The 20,997-nt window shown below is 68.7% G+C and carries 19 protein-coding genes and 2 pseudogenes; 14 read left to right on the top strand and 7 right to left on the bottom strand.

The annotated features are described in order from the left end of the window. Positions 1 to 103 precede the first annotated feature (103 nt). From AB6L24_RS17705 to AB6L24_RS17715, 3 genes and pseudogenes are all read left to right on the top strand, one after another. A pseudogene (locus tag AB6L24_RS17705) lies at positions 104 to 769 on the top strand (adenosylcobinamide amidohydrolase). Positions 770 to 847: 78 nt separating this feature from the next. Next, a pseudogene (locus tag AB6L24_RS17710) lies at positions 848 to 1,626 on the top strand (recombinase family protein); the annotation flags it as partial. A gap of 6 nt (positions 1,627 to 1,632) precedes the next feature. Next, entirely contained in the window at positions 1,633 to 2,055 is a 423-nt protein-coding gene (locus AB6L24_RS17715) for an HNH endonuclease (RefSeq protein WP_405657206.1), read from the top strand. Between the two features lie 7 nt (positions 2,056 to 2,062). Here the strand turns inward: AB6L24_RS17715 and AB6L24_RS17720 are convergent, their stop codons facing one another. Further along, positions 2,063 to 2,386, bottom strand: a complete 324-nt coding sequence (locus AB6L24_RS17720) for a hypothetical protein (protein WP_405656320.1) — start codon at positions 2,384 to 2,386, stop codon at positions 2,063 to 2,065. A gap of 251 nt (positions 2,387 to 2,637) precedes the next feature. Beyond that, positions 2,638 to 2,994 carry a hypothetical protein gene (locus tag AB6L24_RS17725; RefSeq protein ID WP_405656321.1) on the bottom strand — a complete coding sequence of 119 codons (357 nt, stop codon included), beginning with the start codon at positions 2,992 to 2,994 and terminating at the stop codon, positions 2,638 to 2,640. A 742-nt stretch (positions 2,995 to 3,736) separates the two neighbouring features. Between AB6L24_RS17725 and AB6L24_RS17730 the strand changes: the two genes are divergently transcribed. The 6 genes from AB6L24_RS17730 to AB6L24_RS17755 all read left to right on the top strand — a co-directional run bounded on the left by AB6L24_RS17730 (position 3,737) and on the right by AB6L24_RS17755 (position 8,199). Beyond that, entirely contained in the window at positions 3,737 to 4,672 is a 936-nt protein-coding gene (locus AB6L24_RS17730; protein WP_405656322.1) for a major capsid protein, read from the top strand. Positions 4,673 to 4,802: 130 nt separating this feature from the next. Continuing rightward, entirely contained in the window at positions 4,803 to 5,981 is a 1,179-nt protein-coding gene (locus AB6L24_RS17735; protein ID WP_405656323.1) for a helix-turn-helix domain-containing protein, read from the top strand. A gap of 325 nt (positions 5,982 to 6,306) precedes the next feature. Continuing rightward, complete coding sequence (locus tag AB6L24_RS17740) at positions 6,307 to 6,498, top strand: hypothetical protein (RefSeq protein ID WP_405656324.1); 192 nt, start codon at positions 6,307 to 6,309, stop codon at positions 6,496 to 6,498. Between the two features lie 418 nt (positions 6,499 to 6,916). Next, positions 6,917 to 7,258 carry a radical SAM protein gene (locus AB6L24_RS17745; RefSeq protein ID WP_405656325.1) on the top strand — a complete coding sequence of 114 codons (342 nt, stop codon included), beginning with the start codon at positions 6,917 to 6,919 and terminating at the stop codon, positions 7,256 to 7,258. A 141-nt stretch (positions 7,259 to 7,399) separates the two neighbouring features. Then, the gene (locus AB6L24_RS17750) at positions 7,400 to 7,825 is read left to right on the top strand and encodes an SPASM domain-containing protein (RefSeq protein ID WP_405656326.1); all 426 of its coding nucleotides are present in this window, start codon (positions 7,400 to 7,402) and stop codon (positions 7,823 to 7,825) included. A gap of 26 nt (positions 7,826 to 7,851) precedes the next feature. After that, complete coding sequence (locus AB6L24_RS17755) at positions 7,852 to 8,199, top strand: hypothetical protein (protein ID WP_405656327.1); 348 nt, start codon at positions 7,852 to 7,854, stop codon at positions 8,197 to 8,199. A 182-nt stretch (positions 8,200 to 8,381) separates the two neighbouring features. On the opposite strand, the gene AB6L24_RS17760 is transcribed toward AB6L24_RS17755, so the two are convergent. After that, entirely contained in the window at positions 8,382 to 8,789 is a 408-nt protein-coding gene (locus AB6L24_RS17760) for a MerR family transcriptional regulator (protein ID WP_405656328.1), read from the bottom strand. Positions 8,790 to 8,953: 164 nt separating this feature from the next. Between AB6L24_RS17760 and AB6L24_RS17765 the strand changes: the two genes are divergently transcribed. Continuing rightward, the gene (locus AB6L24_RS17765) at positions 8,954 to 10,087 is read left to right on the top strand and encodes an MFS transporter (protein WP_405656329.1); all 1,134 of its coding nucleotides are present in this window, start codon (positions 8,954 to 8,956) and stop codon (positions 10,085 to 10,087) included. A 732-nt stretch (positions 10,088 to 10,819) separates the two neighbouring features. On the opposite strand, the gene AB6L24_RS17770 is transcribed toward AB6L24_RS17765, so the two are convergent. The 4 genes from AB6L24_RS17770 to AB6L24_RS17785 form a co-directional block, all read right to left on the bottom strand. Beyond that, entirely contained in the window at positions 10,820 to 11,923 is a 1,104-nt protein-coding gene (locus tag AB6L24_RS17770) for a phage tail sheath family protein (RefSeq protein WP_405656330.1), read from the bottom strand. A gap of 675 nt (positions 11,924 to 12,598) precedes the next feature. Continuing rightward, positions 12,599 to 14,611 (bottom strand): hypothetical protein, encoded by a 2,013-nt coding sequence (locus AB6L24_RS17775; RefSeq protein WP_405656331.1) that lies wholly within the window; start codon positions 14,609 to 14,611, stop codon positions 12,599 to 12,601. A gap of 661 nt (positions 14,612 to 15,272) precedes the next feature. After that, on the bottom strand, positions 15,273 to 15,722 hold the full coding sequence (locus AB6L24_RS17780) for a hypothetical protein (protein WP_405656332.1): 450 nt from the start codon (positions 15,720 to 15,722) through the stop codon (positions 15,273 to 15,275). Then, positions 15,719 to 16,570, bottom strand: a complete 852-nt coding sequence (locus tag AB6L24_RS17785) for an IS5 family transposase (RefSeq protein WP_405657207.1) — start codon at positions 16,568 to 16,570, stop codon at positions 15,719 to 15,721. Before AB6L24_RS17785 ends, AB6L24_RS17780 begins: the two co-directional genes overlap by 4 nt. A gap of 350 nt (positions 16,571 to 16,920) precedes the next feature. Here AB6L24_RS17785 and AB6L24_RS17790 point away from each other — a divergent pair, with 350 nt between their 5' ends. The 4 genes from AB6L24_RS17790 to AB6L24_RS17805 all read left to right on the top strand — a co-directional run bounded on the left by AB6L24_RS17790 (position 16,921) and on the right by AB6L24_RS17805 (position 20,904). Further along, positions 16,921 to 17,310: a hypothetical protein gene (locus tag AB6L24_RS17790; RefSeq protein ID WP_405656333.1), complete on the top strand. Its 390-nt coding sequence runs from the start codon at positions 16,921 to 16,923 to the stop codon at positions 17,308 to 17,310. Between the two features lie 132 nt (positions 17,311 to 17,442). Then, the gene (locus tag AB6L24_RS17795) at positions 17,443 to 18,777 is read left to right on the top strand and encodes a cytochrome P450 (protein WP_405656334.1); all 1,335 of its coding nucleotides are present in this window, start codon (positions 17,443 to 17,445) and stop codon (positions 18,775 to 18,777) included. A gap of 53 nt (positions 18,778 to 18,830) precedes the next feature. Beyond that, the gene (locus AB6L24_RS17800) at positions 18,831 to 19,772 is read left to right on the top strand and encodes a helix-turn-helix domain-containing protein (protein WP_405656336.1); all 942 of its coding nucleotides are present in this window, start codon (positions 18,831 to 18,833) and stop codon (positions 19,770 to 19,772) included. 79 nt (positions 19,773 to 19,851) lie between these two features. Continuing rightward, the gene (locus AB6L24_RS17805) at positions 19,852 to 20,904 is read left to right on the top strand and encodes a methyltransferase (protein WP_405656337.1); all 1,053 of its coding nucleotides are present in this window, start codon (positions 19,852 to 19,854) and stop codon (positions 20,902 to 20,904) included. Positions 20,905 to 20,997: the final 93 nt, after the last annotated feature.

The raw sequence follows: 20,997 nt of genomic DNA on the forward strand, positions 1-20,997 counted from the left end.
AAGGTCCTCGCCCGTGCCCTCCGCCCTACCGAGTCCCCCGACGCGATGTCCCGCGACGCAATCCGGCCTGCCGTCTCCGGAGAGGGGCCTGTTGGCTCCGGAGATGCGTACGAGGGATGAAGACGGGGAGCGGCTGCGGGCGTTGTTGTGGCGTGCCGGGCCGGGCTGGCGGATGGTCAGCAGCGCCGTCCTCGGCGGTGGCATCGGGGAGCGTTCCTGGGTGCTCAACGCGCAGGTCTCGCACGGCTATCGGCGCACCGACCCGGAGCGGCACCTCGCGGAACTCGCGCGCGCGGCGTGAGCCGAAGGGCCCGGCGTCGGCCTGATGACCGCCGCCGACGTGTCCGCCTTCGCCCACGCCGACGACGGCGGTGTGGAGGCCGTCGTGACCGCGGGCATCAGGGTGCGCGGCTGGGCGGCCGCCCCGGACGAGGGGGCCCTGCTCCTGGCGCGGCCCGGCACGATCAACATCGTCGTGGCGCTGCCGGTCGCCCTGACCGACGCGGCGCTCGTGAACGCCGTCGCCACCGCCACGGAGGCCAAGGTGCAGGCGCTCCTCGACGCCTCCCACGACTGCTCGGGCACGCCCACGGACGCGGTGTGCGTGGCCGCGCGTGTTCCGCGTGCAGGGGACGAGGTGCACGCCTTTGCCGGGCCGAGGTCGCTGTGGGGCGCACGGCTCGCCCGGGCCGTGCACCGGGCCGTGCTCGCCGCGAGCTGCTCGCCGGGGGCTCCCCAACCCCGCCCCTTCCCGATCACTCCAGAGTGACACTTCTGGAGTGATCGGGTCATGGCGGTATCTACGCAGGTCAGGGACGCTAGGCAATCTTCGCTCCCTAGCAGGAGCATGGAGAACCCCACCACACCTGTAAAGGATCTGCCTACCGGCACACTGCGCGGTGTCCGCTGCATCCGGCTGTCCGTCCGTACCGACGAGACGACGAGACGACGAGACGACGAGCCCGGAGCGGCAGCGCGAGGCGGACGACGCAGCGGCGGCAGCCCTCGGCATCACTTTCGGCGAGGGTGCTGCCCTGCGGGAAGCGGTCGACCTGGACGTGTCCGCGTCCCTGGTCGGCCCCTTCGACCGCCCACAGCTCGGCGGATGGCTGAAGCGCCCCGGGGACTTTGACGCCCTGGTGTTCTGGCGCTTCGACCGGGCCATCCGGGACATGGGCGACATGCACGAGCTTGCCAAGTGGGCCCGCAAGCATCGCAAGCTCATCGTGTTCGCCGAGGGCATCGGCGGGGGCCGTCTGACGTTCGACTTCCGCAACCCGATGGACCCCATGAGCGGAACTCATGATGCTCATGCTGGCCTTTGCCGCTCAGGTCGAGTCGCAGAGCATCAAGGACCGCGTCACCGGGGCACAGGCAGCCATGCGCAGGATGCCGCTGCGGTGGCGGGGCGGCGGCAAGCCCGCATACGGCTACCTGCCCGCCCCCATGCCCGCCGAGCACGGCGGCATCGGCTGGACCCTGGTCGCCGACCCGTACGCGGTCACGATCATTGAGCGGATCATTGCCGAGCTGGTCGACGGCCGAGGGCTGCACACGATCGCACGCGGACTGAACGCGGACGGCGTGCTCTCCCCCTCGGCGCACTGGACGGCCTACCAGGCGCGCACCCTCATGACCCCATGTGTTGAGTGCAGCGATACGGCAACTCGCCGCGGACGCTGCGACGTTCACGATGCGCAGTACCAGACGCGTCCCTCGGTTCGCGTCCGTCGTTCACGCGGTAGGCGTCGTGCGGGGCGGCATGATGCGGCGGCGCGGCTCCGCCAACGGGTACGGGAGCGCGGTCACGCGTGGTGTGACTGGTGCTTGGGCGACTTCCCCGCGGATGCGGTGGACGTGGACCACGTGCGGCCCCTCGCGATGGGCGGGACGGACACGGCGGGCAACGTTCAGGTGCTGTGCACCGGGTGCCACGGGCTGAAGACAGCGGCGGAGTTCGGGGGCCGCACAGCTCAACGCGACGGGCACGGACGACGACGGGCCGTCACCGCGTGTCCGTGCCGCCACATCAAGATGCATCAGGCTTCACGCTGACACAGATCTACTTTTCAGAATCGGGACGAGGCTTGTACGTGTTGAGAACGATGTAGCTATCGCCGGTGTGGAAAGACCCGTACTGATTGCGGGTCTGCGTGGCGGCGTAGCCGGCAATGGCCGTCCCTGAGGGGTCAACAACTGAGAGCCCCGCGGGAATGGCAGGTCCGTCATTGACGATGATGACGGGTTGACCGTCCCGGTACTCAAGCGACAGTTTTCCGATGTCCTCAGACTTAACCTCGGACGCCGGGACAGGCACGGGTTCGGTCGCTGCGGGCTTGTACTGGGCCGGTGCGGGTCCCTTTTGGTTGGGCGTGGTCTCGGACATACCTATGTCCCCTCCCTGGTCGGCACGTTGCTGACCCGGTCGGAGCGTTGCAGGACACAGTGTCACCGAACAGTAACTCTCGGCGAAACGGCCGGGAATCGACACGGTGGCGCGAAGGGCGCTGTTCCGTCGGGGCCTTGGTCGAGTCCGCAGGATGCGGAAGGGGTGCAAGCTGAATGGCCTGGCAGGCAACGGCGCCCCGGTCCGGCCAAGGGCTCGACCAGGGCGCCGAATGGGAGCTTCAGTCGGGCCTACAGGTACTCAAGCAGCCAACTGACCGGAGCGTCGTCCACCGAGTCAGTACCGCTCGTCTTCACTCGCCCGATACTGATCTTCTGGGCGCCCGCGGGGAGCTTCTCGGCGAGGCGCCCGCTCGCCGCCTTGATGTCCCAGTTCTTGACAAGGGCCCAGATCTTGCCGTCATGGACAGCCACCCGAAGCTGCACGTCCGCCCAGTCGGAGCCGAAGCTCAGCCACGCATCACCCCAGGCATTCGCCTGGTTGGCGGCCGGGACGGCCAGCGTGATGGTGTGCTTGTAGTGGATGAGCCCACCATTCTCGTTGAACGCGAAGCCGTGCGGGATCTCGCCGGTCTGGAAGTTGGGCATCTGTACTCCTTGTCTGTCCGGCGACCGGCACCACTCAGGGAGCAACACCGCACCGGAGGATCGGGGGTACGCCTGCTGTCAGCGTTCGCCCTCAACTGTCCTGCCCCGAATGCCATCTTGAATGGCTTTGGCGCCTTTCTGCCGAGAAACTGGCGCAAAGTGGCACCTCTCGACACCCTCACCCCTCGGGAGGTGATCCCCCATGCCCCGACGGCCCCGCACCCCCTGCACGATCCCCGGGTGCCTCGAACTGACAAGCGGGGGACGCTGCCCGACGCACGAACGCGAGGCACAGCAGCAACGAGGCACGACCACCGAGCGGGGCTATGACACCCGCTGGCGCCGCATCCGGCGGCGCTACCTGTACGCGCATCCGTGGTGCGTGCTGTGCTCGCGCATCGCGACGGTGGCCGATCACTTCCCAGAGTCGCGCCGCTCGTTGGTTGCTCGGGGCGTGTCCGATCCGGACGCGTTCTTTCGTCTGCGTCCGTTGTGCACGTCGTGCCACAACCGTGAGACCGCGCGGCATCAACCGGGTGGTTGGGCTGCCGAGCGCGTGAAGCCTCGCCGACGCTGACGCGGCGACCAGGGGGTGACCCCCGCGCCTCGCCGAGATGGATCGGCAGGGAGGCGAAAACCTCGCATGGCTCATTTGAGCGTTCCTGTGGGTCATGCGCATCGCCAGACGTTCTGGCGCTCACTTGATATGCCGAATTCTGGCTACCTATTAAGGAGAACTCTTATGGCTTTGACCCTGACTGAGTCCGCGAAGCTCTCTCAGGATGATCTGCGGCGTGGAGTGATTGAGACGTTCGTTCAGGAGTCTCCCATCCTGGATCGACTGCCGCTGATAGATGTGGCGGGGAACGCCTACCGCTACAACGAAGAATCCTCCCTCCCCGGCGTCTCGTTCCGGGCAGTGAACGAGGCGTACCCGGAGAGCACCGGTGCTGTGAACCAGCGGATCGAGACGCTCGCCATCCTCGGCGGTGACGCGGACGTGGACAAGTTCATCGTGCAGACCCGGGGAAACCTGAACGACCAGCGGGCCATTCAGACCGTGATGAAGGTCAAGGCCGCCTCCATCCACTTTGCGGACCAGTTCTTCAACGGCGACACCGCGGTGAACCCAAAGGGGTTCGACGGTTTGCGCAAGCGGCTGCTCGGCTCTCAAGTCCTGGATGCAAAGGGCGTTGGGCCTGTCGCCAACGGCTGTGACTTCTTTGATGCGTTGGACGCGCTGACCGCGCAGATACGCGGCATCAACGGATCCAATGGCGCGCTGTCCATGAACGCCGAGATCCGCGCCAAGGTCGTGTCCGGGTTCCGCCGACTCGGCGGCGGGGAACTGCTTCCCTCTGAGATTGCGGGGAAGCGGACCGTTGCCTGGAACGGCATTCCGCTCCTGGACGCAGGACAGAAGCTCGACGGTACCGACGTGCTGCCGCTGACAACCGGCACGGGCGGCAAGCAGACCGGCGACATCTACGCCGTACGCTTCGGCTCCTCCGAAGCCGATGCCGCTGTCTCCGGTCTGACCAACGGCGGCATCCAGGTCACCGACCTCGGCGAGTCCCACGACAAGCCCGTCTACCGCACCCGCATCGACTTCTACTGCGGGCTCGCACTGTTCGGCGGCAAGGCAGCCGCCCGCCTGACCGGCGTCCTGAACGGCTAACGCTCACAGGTCCCCGCGCTCGTCACCCTTCGGGGCGGCGGGGGCGGGGCCTTTCGTGTTTCCGAGGCTGATCGCGGGTGCACAAGTGATCCCCTGCCTGCTGTAGCACCTCCGGCGTACGCTGCGAGCCATGAGCAGTGTCGGGGATCGGTTGAGGGAACTCCGCAAGCGCGCTGATCTCACGCAGCGCGAGCTGGCCAAGGCATCCGGGGTCTCGTTCCGGACCGTCGAGAACCTGGAGCAAGGCCGAGGTGGCACGCCTCGTCTGGAAACGCTACGAAAGCTGGCCGCTCCCCTGCGCACGACCACGAGCTATCTACAGGGCGACCGGGCAGAGGCCGGTGATCCGGATGCTGACACCGTGGAGCGCTGGGCGGACGTTCGGTCCGTTCTCATGGGTCCGCCGCCGGTGTTGGGACCGGATGACGTGCCGCCGACCGTGGCGGGTGTTCAGACCCTCGTACGGGACATGACGCCTCTGTTCTCCGGGGACCAGTTCGCGGAGCTTTCCACCGTGCTGCCGCCATTGCTTCGCGAGGCCGAACTACTCGGTGCAGAAGGCCGGAGAGTTCGCGTGCGGCTCTTGCAACTCGCTGGGTGGCTCATGGTTCAGACCCGCCAGTTCGAGGCCGCGGAGGTGGCCTTGTCACGCGCGTTGGACGGCTCCGCCGACAGACTGGAGGGAGCCGCCACGGTCACCACCCAGTGCTGGCTGCTCCTCCGCCAAGGGCGGCTGTCGGCGGCCCGCGAGCTGGCTGTCCGATGGGCCGACGAGCTTGAGCCCCGCATGTCCAGAGCGACGCCGGATGAGCTGAGCGCGTGGGGTTGGGCGCTGCTGCGGTTGTCTGCCGCCAGTGTTCGGGACGAGCGTCCAGGGGACGCTGATGACGCGCTCCGCTTGGCTCATGCCGCCGCTGTGGCCCTGGGGCGGGAGCACGCGCCCGGCGGCGACTTTCTGCGGGCGTTCGGGCCGATCACCGTTGCTTTGAAGCGAGCTGAGAACGCTTCGGTCGTGCAGCGCCCGGACGAAGTGTTGAGGCTGTCCGCCCTCGTACCCGTGGGCGGTCGTCGCCCCACGTCGAACAACTGGAACCGTCACCTATTGGATGTGGCGAACGCCGAGGTGGAGCTCCGGAACTACGGGCGGGCCGTCGAGAAACTGACCGAGATCCGGAACAATTCTCCCGAATGGCTGCCGAACCAGCGGTTCGCGCGGGACATCCTCGGCAAGGTGGTGCGCAAGCGTAGGCGGTTGACCCCTGAGATCCGGGAACTGGCCGACGCGGTACGCCTACCTGCGGATATGTGACTTTAACTCAGACGACTCCCAAACTCCCAATTGTTTGGGGGGCGTTGCCGTCCGATGGTCGTTGCAGAGACGACGCGAGGGGACGGCGAAGATCGATGGATAACGAATGGACTCCCACCACGGGAACGTACGCGGTGGACACGGCAGACAGCCGCATCGGGGAAGTCCGAAGACTGCACGAAGGGAACGTGCACCTCGTGCCCCCGGGCGGAGGGATTGAGTGGACGGCGCCGCCTGGCCGACTGCGCAAGCCGGCTGAAAACGAGACGTGGCAGGCACGGGTTTGGAAACGCCCGGTCGGGTCGCTGCCGTGACAGTCCCGTGGGTGCCCGCGCCGGGCGACCTGGTCAAGGGATCCGACGGCCGGATCGGGGAAGCACTCGCGTGGGACGGCCAGACGGTCACAGTCACGCTGGCTTCGCTGAGGGATGGGGAACTGTGGGAAACGGACACGTTCAGTCCCGCCGACGACCTTGATGAACTCCGCGCCTTGCTCCTGAAATTGGTGCAGCAGTGACTGCCCTTGCACGGCCCCACAAGCGTGCTGATCAGCTCTCGCTGCCCTCGGAGTCGATGGGCCTCATCGACGACCCCACAGGCCCGTACGCGGAGCCTCCGCCTGGCTGGTGGAACCAGTTCGGTGGCGTACTGGATCGGCGCTCCGGCGTCGTCCATATTCCACAGGGCCAGGCACGCGAACTCCCAGCCTGCCCCTACCCTTGCCGACGCTGCCGCACATCAGGGCGCCAACGGGCCACCTGATCCAGCACCAGGGCGTACGCGTACTCAAACTCCCCTCCTCGGATCGCTGCCCAGACCCCGCGCCATTCGAGGAGGGGCACTACGCCCGTCCGGCCGCACGCCTTCCCATTTCCCGTGAGCGGAGTCGGCCGGGCGGGCCGCAATCTCTCATCCCATCCGCAAGGAGTCTCCAGATGAGCGCTGCCCAAAACCCGCTGAAATTCGCATGGTTAGAGGTGACGGGCCTCTGCAACGAGTTCTGCGATCACTGCTACGCCGACTCGTCCCCCAAGGGGACAAACGGCACGATGACCATGCAGGACTGGACACGCACCATCGACCAGTTGGCAGCCATGGGCGCCGAGGACGTCCAGTTCATCGGCGGCGAACCGACCCTGTACCCGCACCTGCGGGAACTGATCACGCACGCCCACGGGGCAGGGTTGTCGGTCGAGGTGTTCTCCAACTTGACCCACATCCGGGGCCATCTGTGGGAGACGTTCAAGGAATGCGGGGTCAAGCTCGCCACGTCGTAGTACTCGGACACGGCCACCGAGCACGACCAGGTGACCCGACTCCGGGGCTCCCACAAGCGGACCCGAGCGAACGTGGCCAGGGCGCTGAGCCTTGGTATCCCGCTGAGGGGCGGCGTCGTTGCCGTGAACCAAGGTCAGCGCGTGCAGGAAGCAGCGCGGGACCTGGCGGCGCTGGGGGTGGAAACGGTCGGCGGGGACCGTACGCGGGCATTCGGCCGAGCCGGCAACGGGGCCGCACCGACGATCGACGACCTGTGCGGGCATTGCGCCCACGAGAAGTGCGCCATCGGTCCTTCCGGGGACATGTGGCCGTGCGTGCTGGGGCGGTTCCTGACCATCGGCAACGTGCTCCGAACGTCGCTCGCCGAAATCTGGGGTGGCGAACAGATGGCCACGGTGACAGCCGAGATCGCCGCCGTGCACGGAGAAGGTGCGCAGTCGTGCACACCGCCTCAGTTCCTCCCCATGTGCGGGCCCTGCGGACCGTGTGTCCCCTCCGTGGGGCACTGCGATCCGAGGAAGGCCGACGCCACGGCGGAGGCGGCTACGATCGGCGCACCTGCTTGACCCTCCGGAACCGCAGGAGCGCACAAATGGACGACCACGGCGACGACTTCAGCAAGTGGGGCACGGAAACCCCCATCGGTGTCGTGCAGCGGAGCGAAGAGGAATGGGCCACCATCGCTGGGTACATCCGGCACGCCGCGAACAAGGTCGGCCCTGATCTTCCTCTGTGTCTCCCTGGCGAGCCGCAGGAGTGTGGGCGGACGGCTCAGCAACACGTGTTGGCGTGGGCGGCACACCTCAAGGCTGTGGCCCACCACCTCATTGAGCAGTCAGCGCCGAGCGAGGCGCGAGCCGCGCACGTGGCCGGACCCCTGTACCAGCAGCGGCTGGCTCAGCTTCGTGCCTTGGACAGCTCCGAACACATCCAGCAGTGACCGGGACTCCCCCCCCGTGCGCTACCTGAGAGCCGCACGGGGAGGGCTTTCGCACGCTCTGACCAGGAACTACCCTCAGTGGGTGCTCTGCGGGTGTTCGGCAGAGTCGTAGTGCTTGAGGGTGGGTTGTCCGGTTCGAGGGGTTCCCGGCCGAGGCTGCCTCGCCGAGACCGGCCTCACGATCACCGGTCACCTCCCGACCCCACACCGAAAACCTCAGTAGGAGGCTCGGATATCGCGGCGTACGCGTCGAGGTAGTCGGTGATGGCTCGGTGGTTCTTGGTGAGGCATTCGATTTTTTCGGCCATGCGGTCACGTTCGCGTTCGAGCGTTGCGACCATGTCTGGCGTGACGTAGGGCATGTGGATCGTGCGGGGGGTGTTCAGGCAGGGCAGGATCTGCTTGATGATCCGTGTGGGCAGCCCTGCGTCGAGCAGGCCTCGTACCTGGAGAACCCGGTCAACGACGTACTCCTCATAGTCCCGGTATCCGTTGGGCAGTCGATCTGACGCGATCAGTCCCTGCTCCTCGTAGTAGCGCAGCAACCTCACCGGAGTCCGTGTGCGCGTCGACAACTCACCGATCCGCATATCCCTCTCCTCGCCCTCTGTGGCTGGCGTCGTGTGACTCAGCGGACACCGATTTGACCCTCACACCAATGTCACCCTTCGACCATAGGGCCATGACACGATCAGATACTCTGCCGTCTCCCTCGATAACGAACGCCCGGCTCCCACTGGCGGGTCTTCTGGCCTTGGCCACCACCGGGTTCATTACGCTCCTGACCGAGACGATGCCCGCCGGGCTGCTTCCCGCGATGAGCCGAGACTTGGGTGTGAGCGAGAGCACTGCCGGGCAGAGCGTCACCGTCTTCGCGATCGGGGCGATCCTCGCCGCGATCCCGCTCACCAAGGCGACGATCGGCTGGCCGCGCCGACACTTGCTGCTGGTGGCGATCGCAGGACTCGCGATCGCCAACACCGTCACCGCGCTCTCCGGGAGCTTCGCACTTACGCTAGCCGCCCGGTGCCTCGGCGGCATCGTCGGCGGGTTGCTCTGGGCGCTGTTGGCCGGGTACGCGGTACGGATGGTTCCCTCACATCAGCGCGGCAAGGCAATGGCGATCGCGATGGGGGGCGCAATCGTTGCCCTGTCCGTCGGCGTTCCTGCTGCGGCGTTTCTGGCCAAGCTCGTCGAATGGCGATACGCGTTCGGGATCATGACCGTCCTCACGCTCGCGTTGATCGTGTGGGTCATCGCGGCGGTGCCGAACTTCCCCGGACAGCCCAAGGGCTCACGGCTCCCGCTCACCCGTACCTTCCGCATTCCCGGCGTAGCGCCCGTGCTCTTCGTGACCCTCACGTTCGTGCTCGCCCACAGCATCCTCTACACCTACATCGCCCCGTTCCTCAAGCCGCTCGGCATGGCAGGTCAAGTCGACGCCGTGCTGCTCACCTTCGGCCTGGTGTCGCTGGTGAGTATCTGGATCGCCGGAGCGCTCGTCCATCGGCACCTGCGCCTCCTCATGATCCTCGCGTGTGTGCTCTTCGCGACATGCGCGCTGCTGCTCGGCATCTTCTCCGGCGTGCCTTGGCTCGTCTACGCCAGCGCAGCGCTCTGGGGGCTCGCGTTCGGCGGCACCTCTACTCTGCTGCAGACCGCAGTCGCCGAAGCAGCAGGCGACGCCGGCGATGTCGCCCAAGCACTCCTCACCACCGGATGGAACGTCGGAATCGCCGGTGGTGGAATCATCGGAGGCATCGTCCTCAGCGGATCGGGTGCATCCTGGCTGAGTTGGGTCACGCTCGCACTGCTCGTCCCTGCACTCGCCACTGTGCTCGCGGCACACAAATACGGGTTCACCAAGGGAGAACTCGGCAGCCGCTAAACCACCGCTGCCCCTGATTGAGCGGGTGTTCTGTGTTGTTTCGCCGGGCTTCAGGTTGAGTTGGTGTAGGCTCCACGTCTCCGCGAGCAGTGGATTCTGCGGAAACTCCAGGATCCGGGCTCGATGAGCAGTGCTGCTGTCGGTGGAAGGTGAGCAATCCCCGCCTGCGGTGCCGATTCAATGCTCACTTTGAGTAATGGATCTTCCGCATCAGGCACGCTGTCGGGGCGGCGAGACCCCAGCTCTGCACAATGGGCCGCGCTGACTGGAACTCGGGGCGACCGGGCGAGGCTGCCGATGACATCTGGCAGGGCCCCGAAGGCGGGGGGTGGGCAAGAGCCGGCAGGAAGACGCCTGCGCTTACGCGGTGAGGTGGCCGAGGTGAGCCAGCTCGCACACGAACTCCCTACGCGGCAGGGGCCTCTGCCCGCGCCCCCGCCCGACATAGACCTGCGACAGTTCCCGACACGGATTGTGGCGGCGGGCCGCCGACTGTACCGCGTGCATGAATCACGGTGGGCATGCTGGCACTTCGCCGGTCTGAACGAAAGTCGCAGGGCTGGATCACGCTTCGATACCACCGGACCAGCGCGAGGCACGTGCTACACCGCGACCCACTCACTGACCGCGGAGTTCGCGTCACGTGGGCGTTCCACCCGCGCCGACGGGCAGCGACGGGTCCGGCGCCGGGTGGCCGGCCGAAGCAGACCGCCACCCGGCGCGCAGGAACCGTCAGCCCTGACCCACCTCGATGATGTGCTCCTGAATGATGAACGCGGCCGGAAAGGTAGTCGCGATCCCCGCCCTGACGATCAGCCTGCCGTCAGCGATGTCCTGCGGGGTCATGGTGACGCCCTCCCCGATGTGGACGAAGTAGGCTTCCTCCGGCTTCGCGCCCTGGAGCGCGCCCTGGCGCCACAGGTTGTTCAGGTAGCTGTCGACCGCGGCGCGCACCGCCTGCCAGGTGGGTGGGGTGTTGGGCTGGAAGAGGACGCTCTGCAGCGCGGTGGAGATGTCCCGGCTGATGGCGTCGGCCAGGCGCCGGATGGGGATGTAGCGCCAGGCCGGGCCGTCGTCGGCTGCGAGGGTGCGGGCCCCCCACACCAGTGGCCCCCGGCCGGGGAACTCGCGCACGAAGTTCAGCGCCCGGTACTCGCTCTGCTCCTCGTCGCTCGCCTGATACTCCAGGCCCGTCACCCCGGCCATCACCACGTTCGCCGGGGCCTTCCACACACCCCGCTGCACGTCGGTGCGGGCCCAGATGCCGGCGAGGATCCCCGACGGCGGCACGACCACGTCTCCGCCGGTGCCGGCCTGGCGCACCCAGGGGTGGTAGAGCGCCGCGTAGGGGCGCACGTTTTCCTCCAGGCCCCAGCCCTCCACCGCCACGCTCGCCTGCGCGGCGGTGTGGGCCCGGTCGGCGTGCAGGATCGCCATCGCCCGGTGGGAGGCCGCGTAACCGGCCAGGCCGCGGGCCCACTCGCCCGCCTGCTTCTCGCCCTCGTCCCACAGGCCGGGGGCGACCAGGATGGTGATGTCGGAGAACTTCTCCACCGCGGCGAGTGTGTCGTCCAGCGAGCGTCCGGCGGTGTTGGCCAGGTAGCAGTAGCCGCCGCCGTTGGTGAAGTAGCCCCGCAGCACCGGCGCGAACGCCGAGGCGTTGAGCGTGTCGCCGAGGCCGGTGAAGTCCTGCCAGCCGTTCACGCGCGCTACCGAGTCCACCGCCTGACCGAAGTCCCCGAGGAAGACCGGCACGGCTGTCGCCCCCGCGCCCACGGACAGCCCCACTCCGAGCGTCTCTCGTACGTAGATTCCCGGCACCTTGTTCTCGGGCATAGCCTGCCTCCCCATCCGATGGACGCCGCACCGGCCAGACCTCACGGCGCTGATGATCATCCTGAACCGTAGCCACTGGGTGCGATCCGCAATCCACACCAGCAGGACCCGGCCATCGAGAGTCCGAAGACGGCGCAAAGCCGCCTGTCACACGCCGGGGGCACACCACACAGACCAGACGTTTCGATCTGTCTTCAGCCGTCGAGCTCCGACTCTGCAAGGAGGTCGTCAGGCTCAAAATCCTGAGTCGGAAGGACCAAGGTGAGCTGACCACTCTCCGCAAAGTCGTCGAATCCCTGGTGCGCGTCGTGAACCAACTCGCCACGGGGAACCGGCGATGCCGACGGCAGCTGGCTGATCCGGATCCCGTCGTGCGGCTCGTGCCCACCCAGCCGCAGCCGCCGAGGCCGTGACCAGGCGAGAGGGCCTGCATCGCTTCGAGACGCTGCGGGCCGGTGAGGTGCGCTGCGTCCGCGGCCAGGGCTTGGTCCAGCAGGCGCCGGCCCTGTGCCGCACTTCGCACCGACATCCCGGAGCGGGGGCCGCCACGGTCTGTACCCAGACCATGGGCGCCTTGGTCAGCGGCTAGCACGCGTGTTACGTAGGCCCAGCCCCGTGTCGACCTTGGCCGGGGCACCCTGGGCGTCGGCCGCGTGGTGCCCCGGCAGGGACCGTCTAGTGGAGGTGGAGGCAGTACAGGCGGCCGTACGGTGCGTCGGGGTCGCCGGACTGCTGGCCGAGGTAGGCGAGGGCGGGCGGGTATTGGCTGCTGGCGCTGGGGTGTTTGGTGAACGGGCCCCAGCTGCCGGCAGCACTGTTGAAGAGCGCCCAGTGCAGTTCGTCGCCCTTGTCCGCGGGCTTGATCACGACCATGTTTCCCTCCTGGGCGGGCGTGCTGTGGGTCCTGCTGTTGGGGATCGGGGTGAAGGGCGTCCATTTGTAGGCTTCACGCCTGGCCCAGTGCACGAGGTAACCCTCGCCCCTGACCGTCATGAGCCCTCCGTCGGCGCTGCTGAGTGCCGGGTCGTTGAGGGTGTTGTTGCTGCCGGGAATGGTGGTCCATCCCATGTGGGAGGAGGTTTCGTTCCACTTGGCCTCCCACAGGTACCGGTCCGAGTTGCGCACCACGCACAGCAGTTCCAGTCCGCGCATGGCCAGGGCGGGCACACCGTAGGCGAGCTTGCTGTTTGATTCATGCGCTTTGCGCCAGGTGTTTCCGTCCAGCACCCAGTGGGCCAGGTGGCGATCGGTGCGTCCGTACACGAGGTGGAACCTGCCGTTGCCGTCGCTGGTCAGGGCGACGGACTCGGCGTCCTCGATGCCCGGGATCCGGGTGAAGGGGCTCCAGGTTCCGCCCTGGCAGGTGGCCCAGTACAGATGGTTGCTGTCGGGGTAGCCCCGGGCCACGCAGCCGAGCCGGCCGGTGGGACTTCCGGACAGGGCCGGTGTGCCCGTCACGTCCCGTTCGGGGAGTGTGGACTGCTTGCCCCAGGTGACGCCGGTGGGCGTGAACGGGGCGGAGGTCAGTCGCAGGTCGCTGCGGACGATACCGCTGGCCTGCGCCACGAGGATGAAGTGGCCACCGCTGCCGCCGTTGAAGTCCCAGCTCAGGGGGGTGTTTTCGGTGATGGCCCGCCGCAGGGCGGCACGGTCCAGGACGAAGGTGCGCGAGGCCACCTCGTCGTCGTGGTTGGTGAACAGTTTGATCAGCCCGGCGATCGCCAGGGCGATCATCCCGGCGACTTCGACGTAGTCGATCAGGTCGTGGTACTCCGGCACGGGGAAGTGCCCGCCGTACTGGGCGAGTCTGTCGGCCATCTCGAACAGCAGGTCGGAGATGGTGCTGATCGCCTCGTGCAGCTTCTCGTACCAGCCTCCGGGGCTGTGGTCGGCTTCCCAGCAGGTGATCTGCGCGGTGAGGAAGTCCTGCATGGTGTTGTGGAACAGCACGGTCCCGGCGCTGAAGTGCGCGATGTCGCCGGTGTTGATGGCGCCGTACTCGTCGGTGACGCTCTTGAGCTTGTTGCCTGTGTCGGAAGCGGATGACAGGGCCCAGTAGATCTCGTCCCGGCCTACCTCGTTCGACTCCCGGTGGCACTTGAAGAACTTCAGGTCGATCTTCACGTTGGACAGCGCGGAAGCCTCCGCGTCGTCGGCGCGGTGGTCGGAGGCGGTGATCACCGTCACCCCGTGCCCGTAGTCGGCCACGCCCTGCACGAACTCCGGGCTGTCCTGCGGCGCGCCTTCGGGCAGGCGGTCGAGGTCCACCAGGTTCAGGTTCGGCTGCTCGGCGATCTGCTGGCGCAGTTCGGGCAGATCGTGGACCAGGTCCGCGAAGGCATACCCCTCCTCCACGCTGCGGGAGGTCAAGACGGTGGGGAAGACCTGCGCGGCCCGCGCCGAGCGTTCCTCCTCCTTGAAGACGCGCCCGAACTCGCGCACCTCCTCCTCACTGGCCACCTTCCGCAATAAGGAGAGCATCTGTGCTTCGAGGTCGGTCGGCTCCAGGCCCGCGTCCAGGCGGGCGGCGCCGCGCAGCATCACCCCGTACAGCAGGTTCATCGCCGGAACCGGCGTCGCCTTCGGCGGGGTGGACCGGCCTACCGGCCGGCCCTGCAGCTGCGCACGCAGCCGCTCCAGCCGCTCAGGCTGCGTTACGTCCGAGGTGTTGTCGGCGGGTGAAGACATCCACAGCTCCCCACGTAGGAGCACAACCTCGCCGGACGCGGGGCTGCGCCGCCTCATCCTCCCGGCGAAACTACACAGAGCGATAGATACTTTACAGATGGTGGCAGATTGGCTGATAGCTTTCCATACTGCAGGAGACTGCCCGCTACTGCCGAAGCCGCTGCCCATGATCACGCGGGGATGCTCGAACGGTGCACATGATCACGTGGAAACGCGTGCATCGACCCGAGCCGCCAGCCGACACGGCTGGACGAAGATCCCCTCAACCGCGAGGTCCAAGTCCGCTAAGAGCAACCGGGCCAGTTCCAGACGGCTTTCATAGACCACGCGCCCACCCGCTGTCACCGGCGCATAGCTCCCCGTGCAGTGCGCCTGCCCGCGTACCGACCGGACATCCCGCCATGGCCTCGACTCCGCGAAGTCCGCCAACCGCAGCTGCCGAACCGGCACTTCACGTACCGACGCATCCTCGTACCGGATCCATGCCGTTGGAACCTTGCGTGTGGAGCGGGTGCTGCCCATGCTCCGTACTGTCATGCTCTAGACGGTACGGAGCCCTGGCGTGCGCCTTCCCGAGAGTCCGCAAGAGACCGAGAAACGACGGCCACGGGCTGTAGCGATTGCGCATCGAGTGCTGGATTTGCGCATTCATTGCGCATCCTCAGCCGACATTGCGCATCGACTCGCGGACCCTACAGTTGGGGTCCGGGGTGGCCGGTGCGGGCCGGGCGGGGGTGAACAGGCCGGGTTCGGGTTCGGTGAGGATGTCGCGGTCGACCAGGCGTTTGAGCTTGGCGCGGACGCTCTCGGTGTGCCGCGGTTCGGTGCCGATGCCCAGGATCTCGCAGATCTCCTTGGCCCGGAGGCGGTGCCCGGCCTGGTCGAACGCGGCGAGGACCTCGCGGTAGCCGGGCGGCAGCGGCTCGGGCGCCTCGATGCCGTCCTCGGCGGCCAGTTCCAGCATCGTCTCGCGGGTGATGTCCAGGCGTTGAAGGGTGCGTTCGGCCGCGGCAAGCTGTTCGGTCAGGAGCGCGATCTGCTCACGCAGGTGCCCGGCTGTCTCGCGTACCAGCTGCTGCCGGGCCTCGATCTTGTCCAGGAGGTGCTTCACCGGGGCTCCTGCTGGGCGGGCGGGTCGCGCCAGGTCGTGGTGGTGGTGCGGGTGAGACGGCGGAGCATGATGCCGGTCATGGACCAGTGGATCCACGCCACTGAACTGGCCGGCCTGCTCTCGTAGTCACGCACGAGACGCCTGTGCAGCATGAGGGTGCCGAGCGTCTGCTCGACCATCCACCGCTTCGGCTCCGGCGTGAACCCCTTCATCCCCGGATCGCGCTGAACGATCTCCACATCGACGCCGAGACGGGCGCCGTGCGCCACGACGGCCTCCTTGAACCCGGCGTCCACCCACGCCTTCGTCACCGCCGGCGCGGTGCGGGCGACCTTGTCCAGCAGGGCGGTTCCGATGGCGTTGTCGTGCACGCTCGCGGCGACGACAATCACGGCGATGACCAGGCCGAGGACATCTGTGGCGATGCCTCTTTTCCGCCCCGGGCTCCGTTTGCCCGGATCCAGCCCGGTCGTCTCCTTCGGCGTGTTCACCGAGGCCCGCACCGTCTGGGAATCCAGCACCACAGCGGTGGGGTCCTCGCGCCGCCGACGCATCTCCCGAGCCAGACAGCGCAGCAGCTCGTGGATGGTCTCGGCGGTCCCGTCATCACGCCAGAGGCCGAAGTAGTAGTACACCGCACTCATGGGAGGCAGGTCATGGGGCAGGTAGCGCCACTGGCAGCCGGTCCGCGCCTGATACAGCAGCGCGTTCATGATCTCCCTCATCGCGTACTGGCCCTCGTGCCCACTGACCGAGGGATGCCTCGCCTTCCACGCAGTGATCACCGGTCGGACCAGCTCCCACGCCTCATCCGACAGATCGCTCGGGTACGGCTCGCGTCCCTCCACACTCACAGCGCACCGCACCCCCGGCTGGCCGGGAAGCCCTCGAACCGGACAACCCGCCCTCAAGCACTACGACTCTGCCGAACACCCGCAGAACACCCACTCAGAACTCCTACTAGCGAGCATCGGGGCTTCCCGAAACCGAGGGCTGCGCCCCCGGACCCCCGCTGATCGGCGCTCCGCGCCTCGTCCTCAAACGCCGGACGGGCTGAAATCAGCCCCTCCGGCGTTTGAGGAGCGGGGGTCTGGGGGCAGAGCCCCCCGTTACGGGAAGGGGCGGGATCGGGGAAAGCCCCGCAGGGCCCCCGCCCCGCCTCCCCGCCGATGTCAGTGCCCCCTGCGAACGTGGACGCATGACCACCACCACGCGCGCCGCACCCGGCGACCTGGTCGCGGCCCTGCGACTGCCGGTGTGGAACACCCTGTCCGCCCGCGCCGAAGCCCTGCGCCGGGACCTGCCGCCCCGCCCCGCCGCCCCGGCCGGGCGCTTCGCGTGGCTGCGTTCCCTCACCCCGGAGCAGGCCAGGGACGCGGCCCTCCTGGACCACCTCGACGCCCTCTGCGGACACCTCGGCGGAAAGCCCGCCCTGGGCTACGCGGCCGACGACCCCCTGCCGGACGCAGCCCTGGAGGCGGCCGAGGGCTTCAACCCGCAGCTGACGGCGCTCATCACCCGCTATCGGGCGGCATGCGACGCCGAGCCCGCGGACCGCTCCGAAGGACGGCGCCGCGAGCGGCCCTGACGGGGGTGCGCGGCCGGTGCGCGCGGGCGGAGGGGCCGGTATCCATGGATCGAAATGGCTCGAATGGAGTGGAACTGGCCCACGGGGTGGGGGTTTTCTGGTGGGGCGGCTGCACGAGGAGGAAATCCGGCCATGAGCATGACGAAAATACCGGGACCCGAGCCCCGGCCGGACGGCGGCGTGGGCGCCGTGACGGAGGCGGGCGGGCTGCACCAGTACCAACTGCGGCTGCACGCCGAGTACGGCCCCGTGGTCCGGTTCCAGCTGCCCGGCGTGGAGACGGCCGTGTCCGTCGCCGACCCCGCGCTCCTCGAAGCCACCGCGCACCTCAACGAACGCCCCGACCGGCTGTTCGAGTTCCTCGCCCCGCTGTGCGAGGCCGACAACCTCCAGGTCATCCCGGCCGCCCAGCACACGCCGTGGCGCCGGATCCTGCTCTCGGTGTTCGCCGGCCGCCCCTCCCACGAACGGCACTTCGCGACCTTCACCGAGCTGACGGCCGACCTCGCCGACGACTGGGCCGCGCGGGCCGACGGCGAGCCCGTCGAGCTCCAGAAGGACCTCACCGCGCTGACCCTGCGGATGATCTGCGCGTACGCCCTCGGGGGCAGCGGCGCCGCCGACCCCGACAGCGTCATCACCGCGTTCGAGGACGTCCTCACCGAGTATCTGGGACGGCTCTACGAAGTCCCGGTCCCCGGCACCCAGGAGGAGCGCGCCGAGCGGGCCGACGCGGCCCTGGCGCAGCTGCGCGCGACGGTCGACCAGGTGGTCGCGGCGCACCGCTCCGACGGCCGCGCCGACCGCAGCGATCTGATCGGGGCGCTCGTCGAGGCCGGCGAACCGCCCGCACGGATCCGCGACACCGTCATGGCGACGCTCCTCGCCGCCCACCACACCACGGGCGTGGCCGTCTCCTGGACCCTGCACCTGCTCGCGCGCCACCCCGACGTGACCGCGCGCGTCACCGACGAACTGGACCGCGTGCTCGGCGACCGCGCCGCGCCCGACTACGCCGACCTGCGCCGGCTCACGTACCTGGACATGGTCCTCAAGGAGTCGATGCGGCTCTACCCGCCAGGGCCCTACGGCGCACGCGAGACCACCGACGCCCTCGTCGTCGGCGACTACGAGATCCCCGCCGGGGCGACGGTCTTCTACCCCTTCTGGGCCGTCCACATGAACCCCGAGCACTGGCCCGAGCCGGAGCGGTTCGACCCCGGGCGGTTCACGCCCGAGGAGATCGCGAAGCGGCCGCGGCTCGCCCACATCCCCTTCGGCATCGGCCCGCGCAGCTGCGAGGGCGCGAACCTGGCCGTGGTCGAGGCCGAACTGATCCTCGCCGTCCTGCTCAGACGCTTCCGGTTCCGGCCCGTGCCGGGCCACGAGGTGACGCCGGTCGAGCGGTTCGTGCTCTGGGCGGCCGACGACATCCGGATGCTGGTGAGCCCGCGCGTCCCGGCGTAGGACGGGGAACATTCGTCCAAGACGAGCCGGCGCGAACCGGCCAGGGTGGGGGCATGTACGGCGACGACTCCGAAGGCGGCGGTGACCTCGAAGGCGGCTGGGACACCGTCCTGCCCGTCGGCGGACCCACGGTGCGCGGGGTGTACATGGCCGGGTACCGCTCCCACCCGGACGGACGCCTCGACATGCGCGTGCTCCCGCAGCCGTTCGTGACCGTCGTCCTCGGCTTCGGCGACGCCCTGCTGCACATCGAGGGCGGCTCGGGCCGGGCGGCCCTGCCCGGCCTCGTCGCCGGTCCCGTGCCTGGGCCGACCCGCATCCGCTCCGGCCGGTTCTCCTGCGTCGAGCTGCGCCTTTCGCCCCTGGCCGCCTACGCGCTCATGGACACCGCGCCCGCCGACCTCCAGGGGGCCGTGACCGGCCTGGAGGAGCCGTGGGGAGCGCCGGGGCGGCGACTCGGCGAACGGATCGCCGGCGCCGGGGGCTGGCCGGAGCGGTTCGCCCTCGTCGACCGGTTCCTCGCCGAACGGGCGGCGCGGGCGCCGACGGCGGACGCCGAGGTGGCCGCGAGCTGGTCGGCCATCGTCGCCCGGCGGGGCCGGGTGCGGGTCGGCGACCTGGCGGCCGCGTGCGGGTGGAGCCGCAAGCGGCTGTGGGCCAGATTCACCGCCCAGGTCGGCCTCACCCCCAAACGCGCGGCGATGCTCGTCCGCTTCCACGGCGCGGCCCGCCGCCTGCGCGCGGGCGCGGACGTCGCCGAGGCCGCGCTGGCGTGCGGATACGTCGACCAGTCCCATCTCCACCGCGAGGTGCGCGAGTTCACCGGGTGCACACCGGGTGCGCTGGTACGGACTGCGACCTCCGCCGACGCCGACGGCGACGCTCTTGCGCGAGCCGCGCACCGGGCCGACACCGGCACACATCCCGAGACACAGCCGACCCGCCTGGCGAAGCAGCCCACCCAGTCGGCCAAGCCGACCGACCCACCCGGCTGAGCAACCGACTCACCCAGCTCACCCGACTCACCCGACTCACCCAGCTCAGCAGCGACCCACTGGCGAAAGGGAAGACACAGTGACGAATGACGAGGCCCGGCAGGCTCTGCCCGACGACGCGCGCTTGGTCATCGAGTACGCCTTCGGCGGCGTCGCGGCGCAGACGATGCGCGCGGCCCTGCGGCTCCGCGTGGTCGAGCTGATCGGCGACAAGGAGATGACGGCGGACGACGTGGCCGCCGAGGTGGCCGCGGCGCCGCAGTCCATGGCGAGGCTGCTGCGCGCGCTGGCCGGCATGGGCCTGCTCGAGGAACGCGCCGCGGGCACCTTCGCCGTCACGCCCGCAGGAGCTCTCCTCGACCCCGCGCGCCCCGGCTCCCTCGCGTCCATCGCCCGGATGTTCACCGACCCGATGATGCTGCGGGGCTGGGAGCAGCTGGACGACAGCGTCCGCACCGGCGAGGTCGCCTTCGACAAGGTCTTCGGGACGGACTTCTTCGCTCACCTGAAGCAACACCCGGACCTGTCGGCCGAGTTCAACACGGCGATGAGCCAGGGCACCCGGCAGACGGCCGCGGCGCTGCCGGGCGCCGTCGACTTCGGGCGGTTCAAGACGGTCATGGACATCGGCGGCGGTGACGGCACGCTGCTCAGCGCCGTGCTGCGGGAGCACCCGGCTGTCACCGGCATCATCTACGACACCGAGGAGGGCTTGGCGCAGGCCCCGGCGACCCTGGGCAAGGACGGTCTCGCCGACCGATGTTCGCTGGTGGCAGGGGACTTCTTCCGTTCGGTGCCCGAGGGCGCCGATCTGCACATGATGAAGAGCATCGTCCACGACTGGTCGGACGACCAGGTGGTGACCATCCTGAGCCACTGCCGCGCGGCCCTTCCGCCCGGTGGCCGTGTCCTGATCGTGGAGCCCGTCCTCTCCGAGATCGTCGACCCCGAGACCGCCGGGCGCATCTACCTGAGCGACCTGAACATGCTGGTGAACGTCGGCGGCAGGGAGCGCACCCGCGCGGAGTTCGAGGAGGTGTGCCGCCGCGCCGGACTCACGGTCACGTCCGTCACACCACTGCCGCAGGCCCCGCCGTTCCACGCCATCGAGGCGGAGGTCGCGGCGGACTGACGGCGCGGCGGTTCCGGAGAGGCGGGCGGGCCCGGCTGATCGGCTGGTCGGGCGGATGCGGCCAGTCGGGCACCGGGTCCGGCGGTCCGTCAG

The organism is Streptomyces sp. RK9 (assembly GCF_045070545.1).
In the GTDB taxonomy this organism is placed as follows: domain Bacteria; phylum Actinomycetota; class Actinomycetes; order Streptomycetales; family Streptomycetaceae; genus Streptomyces; species Streptomyces alboflavus.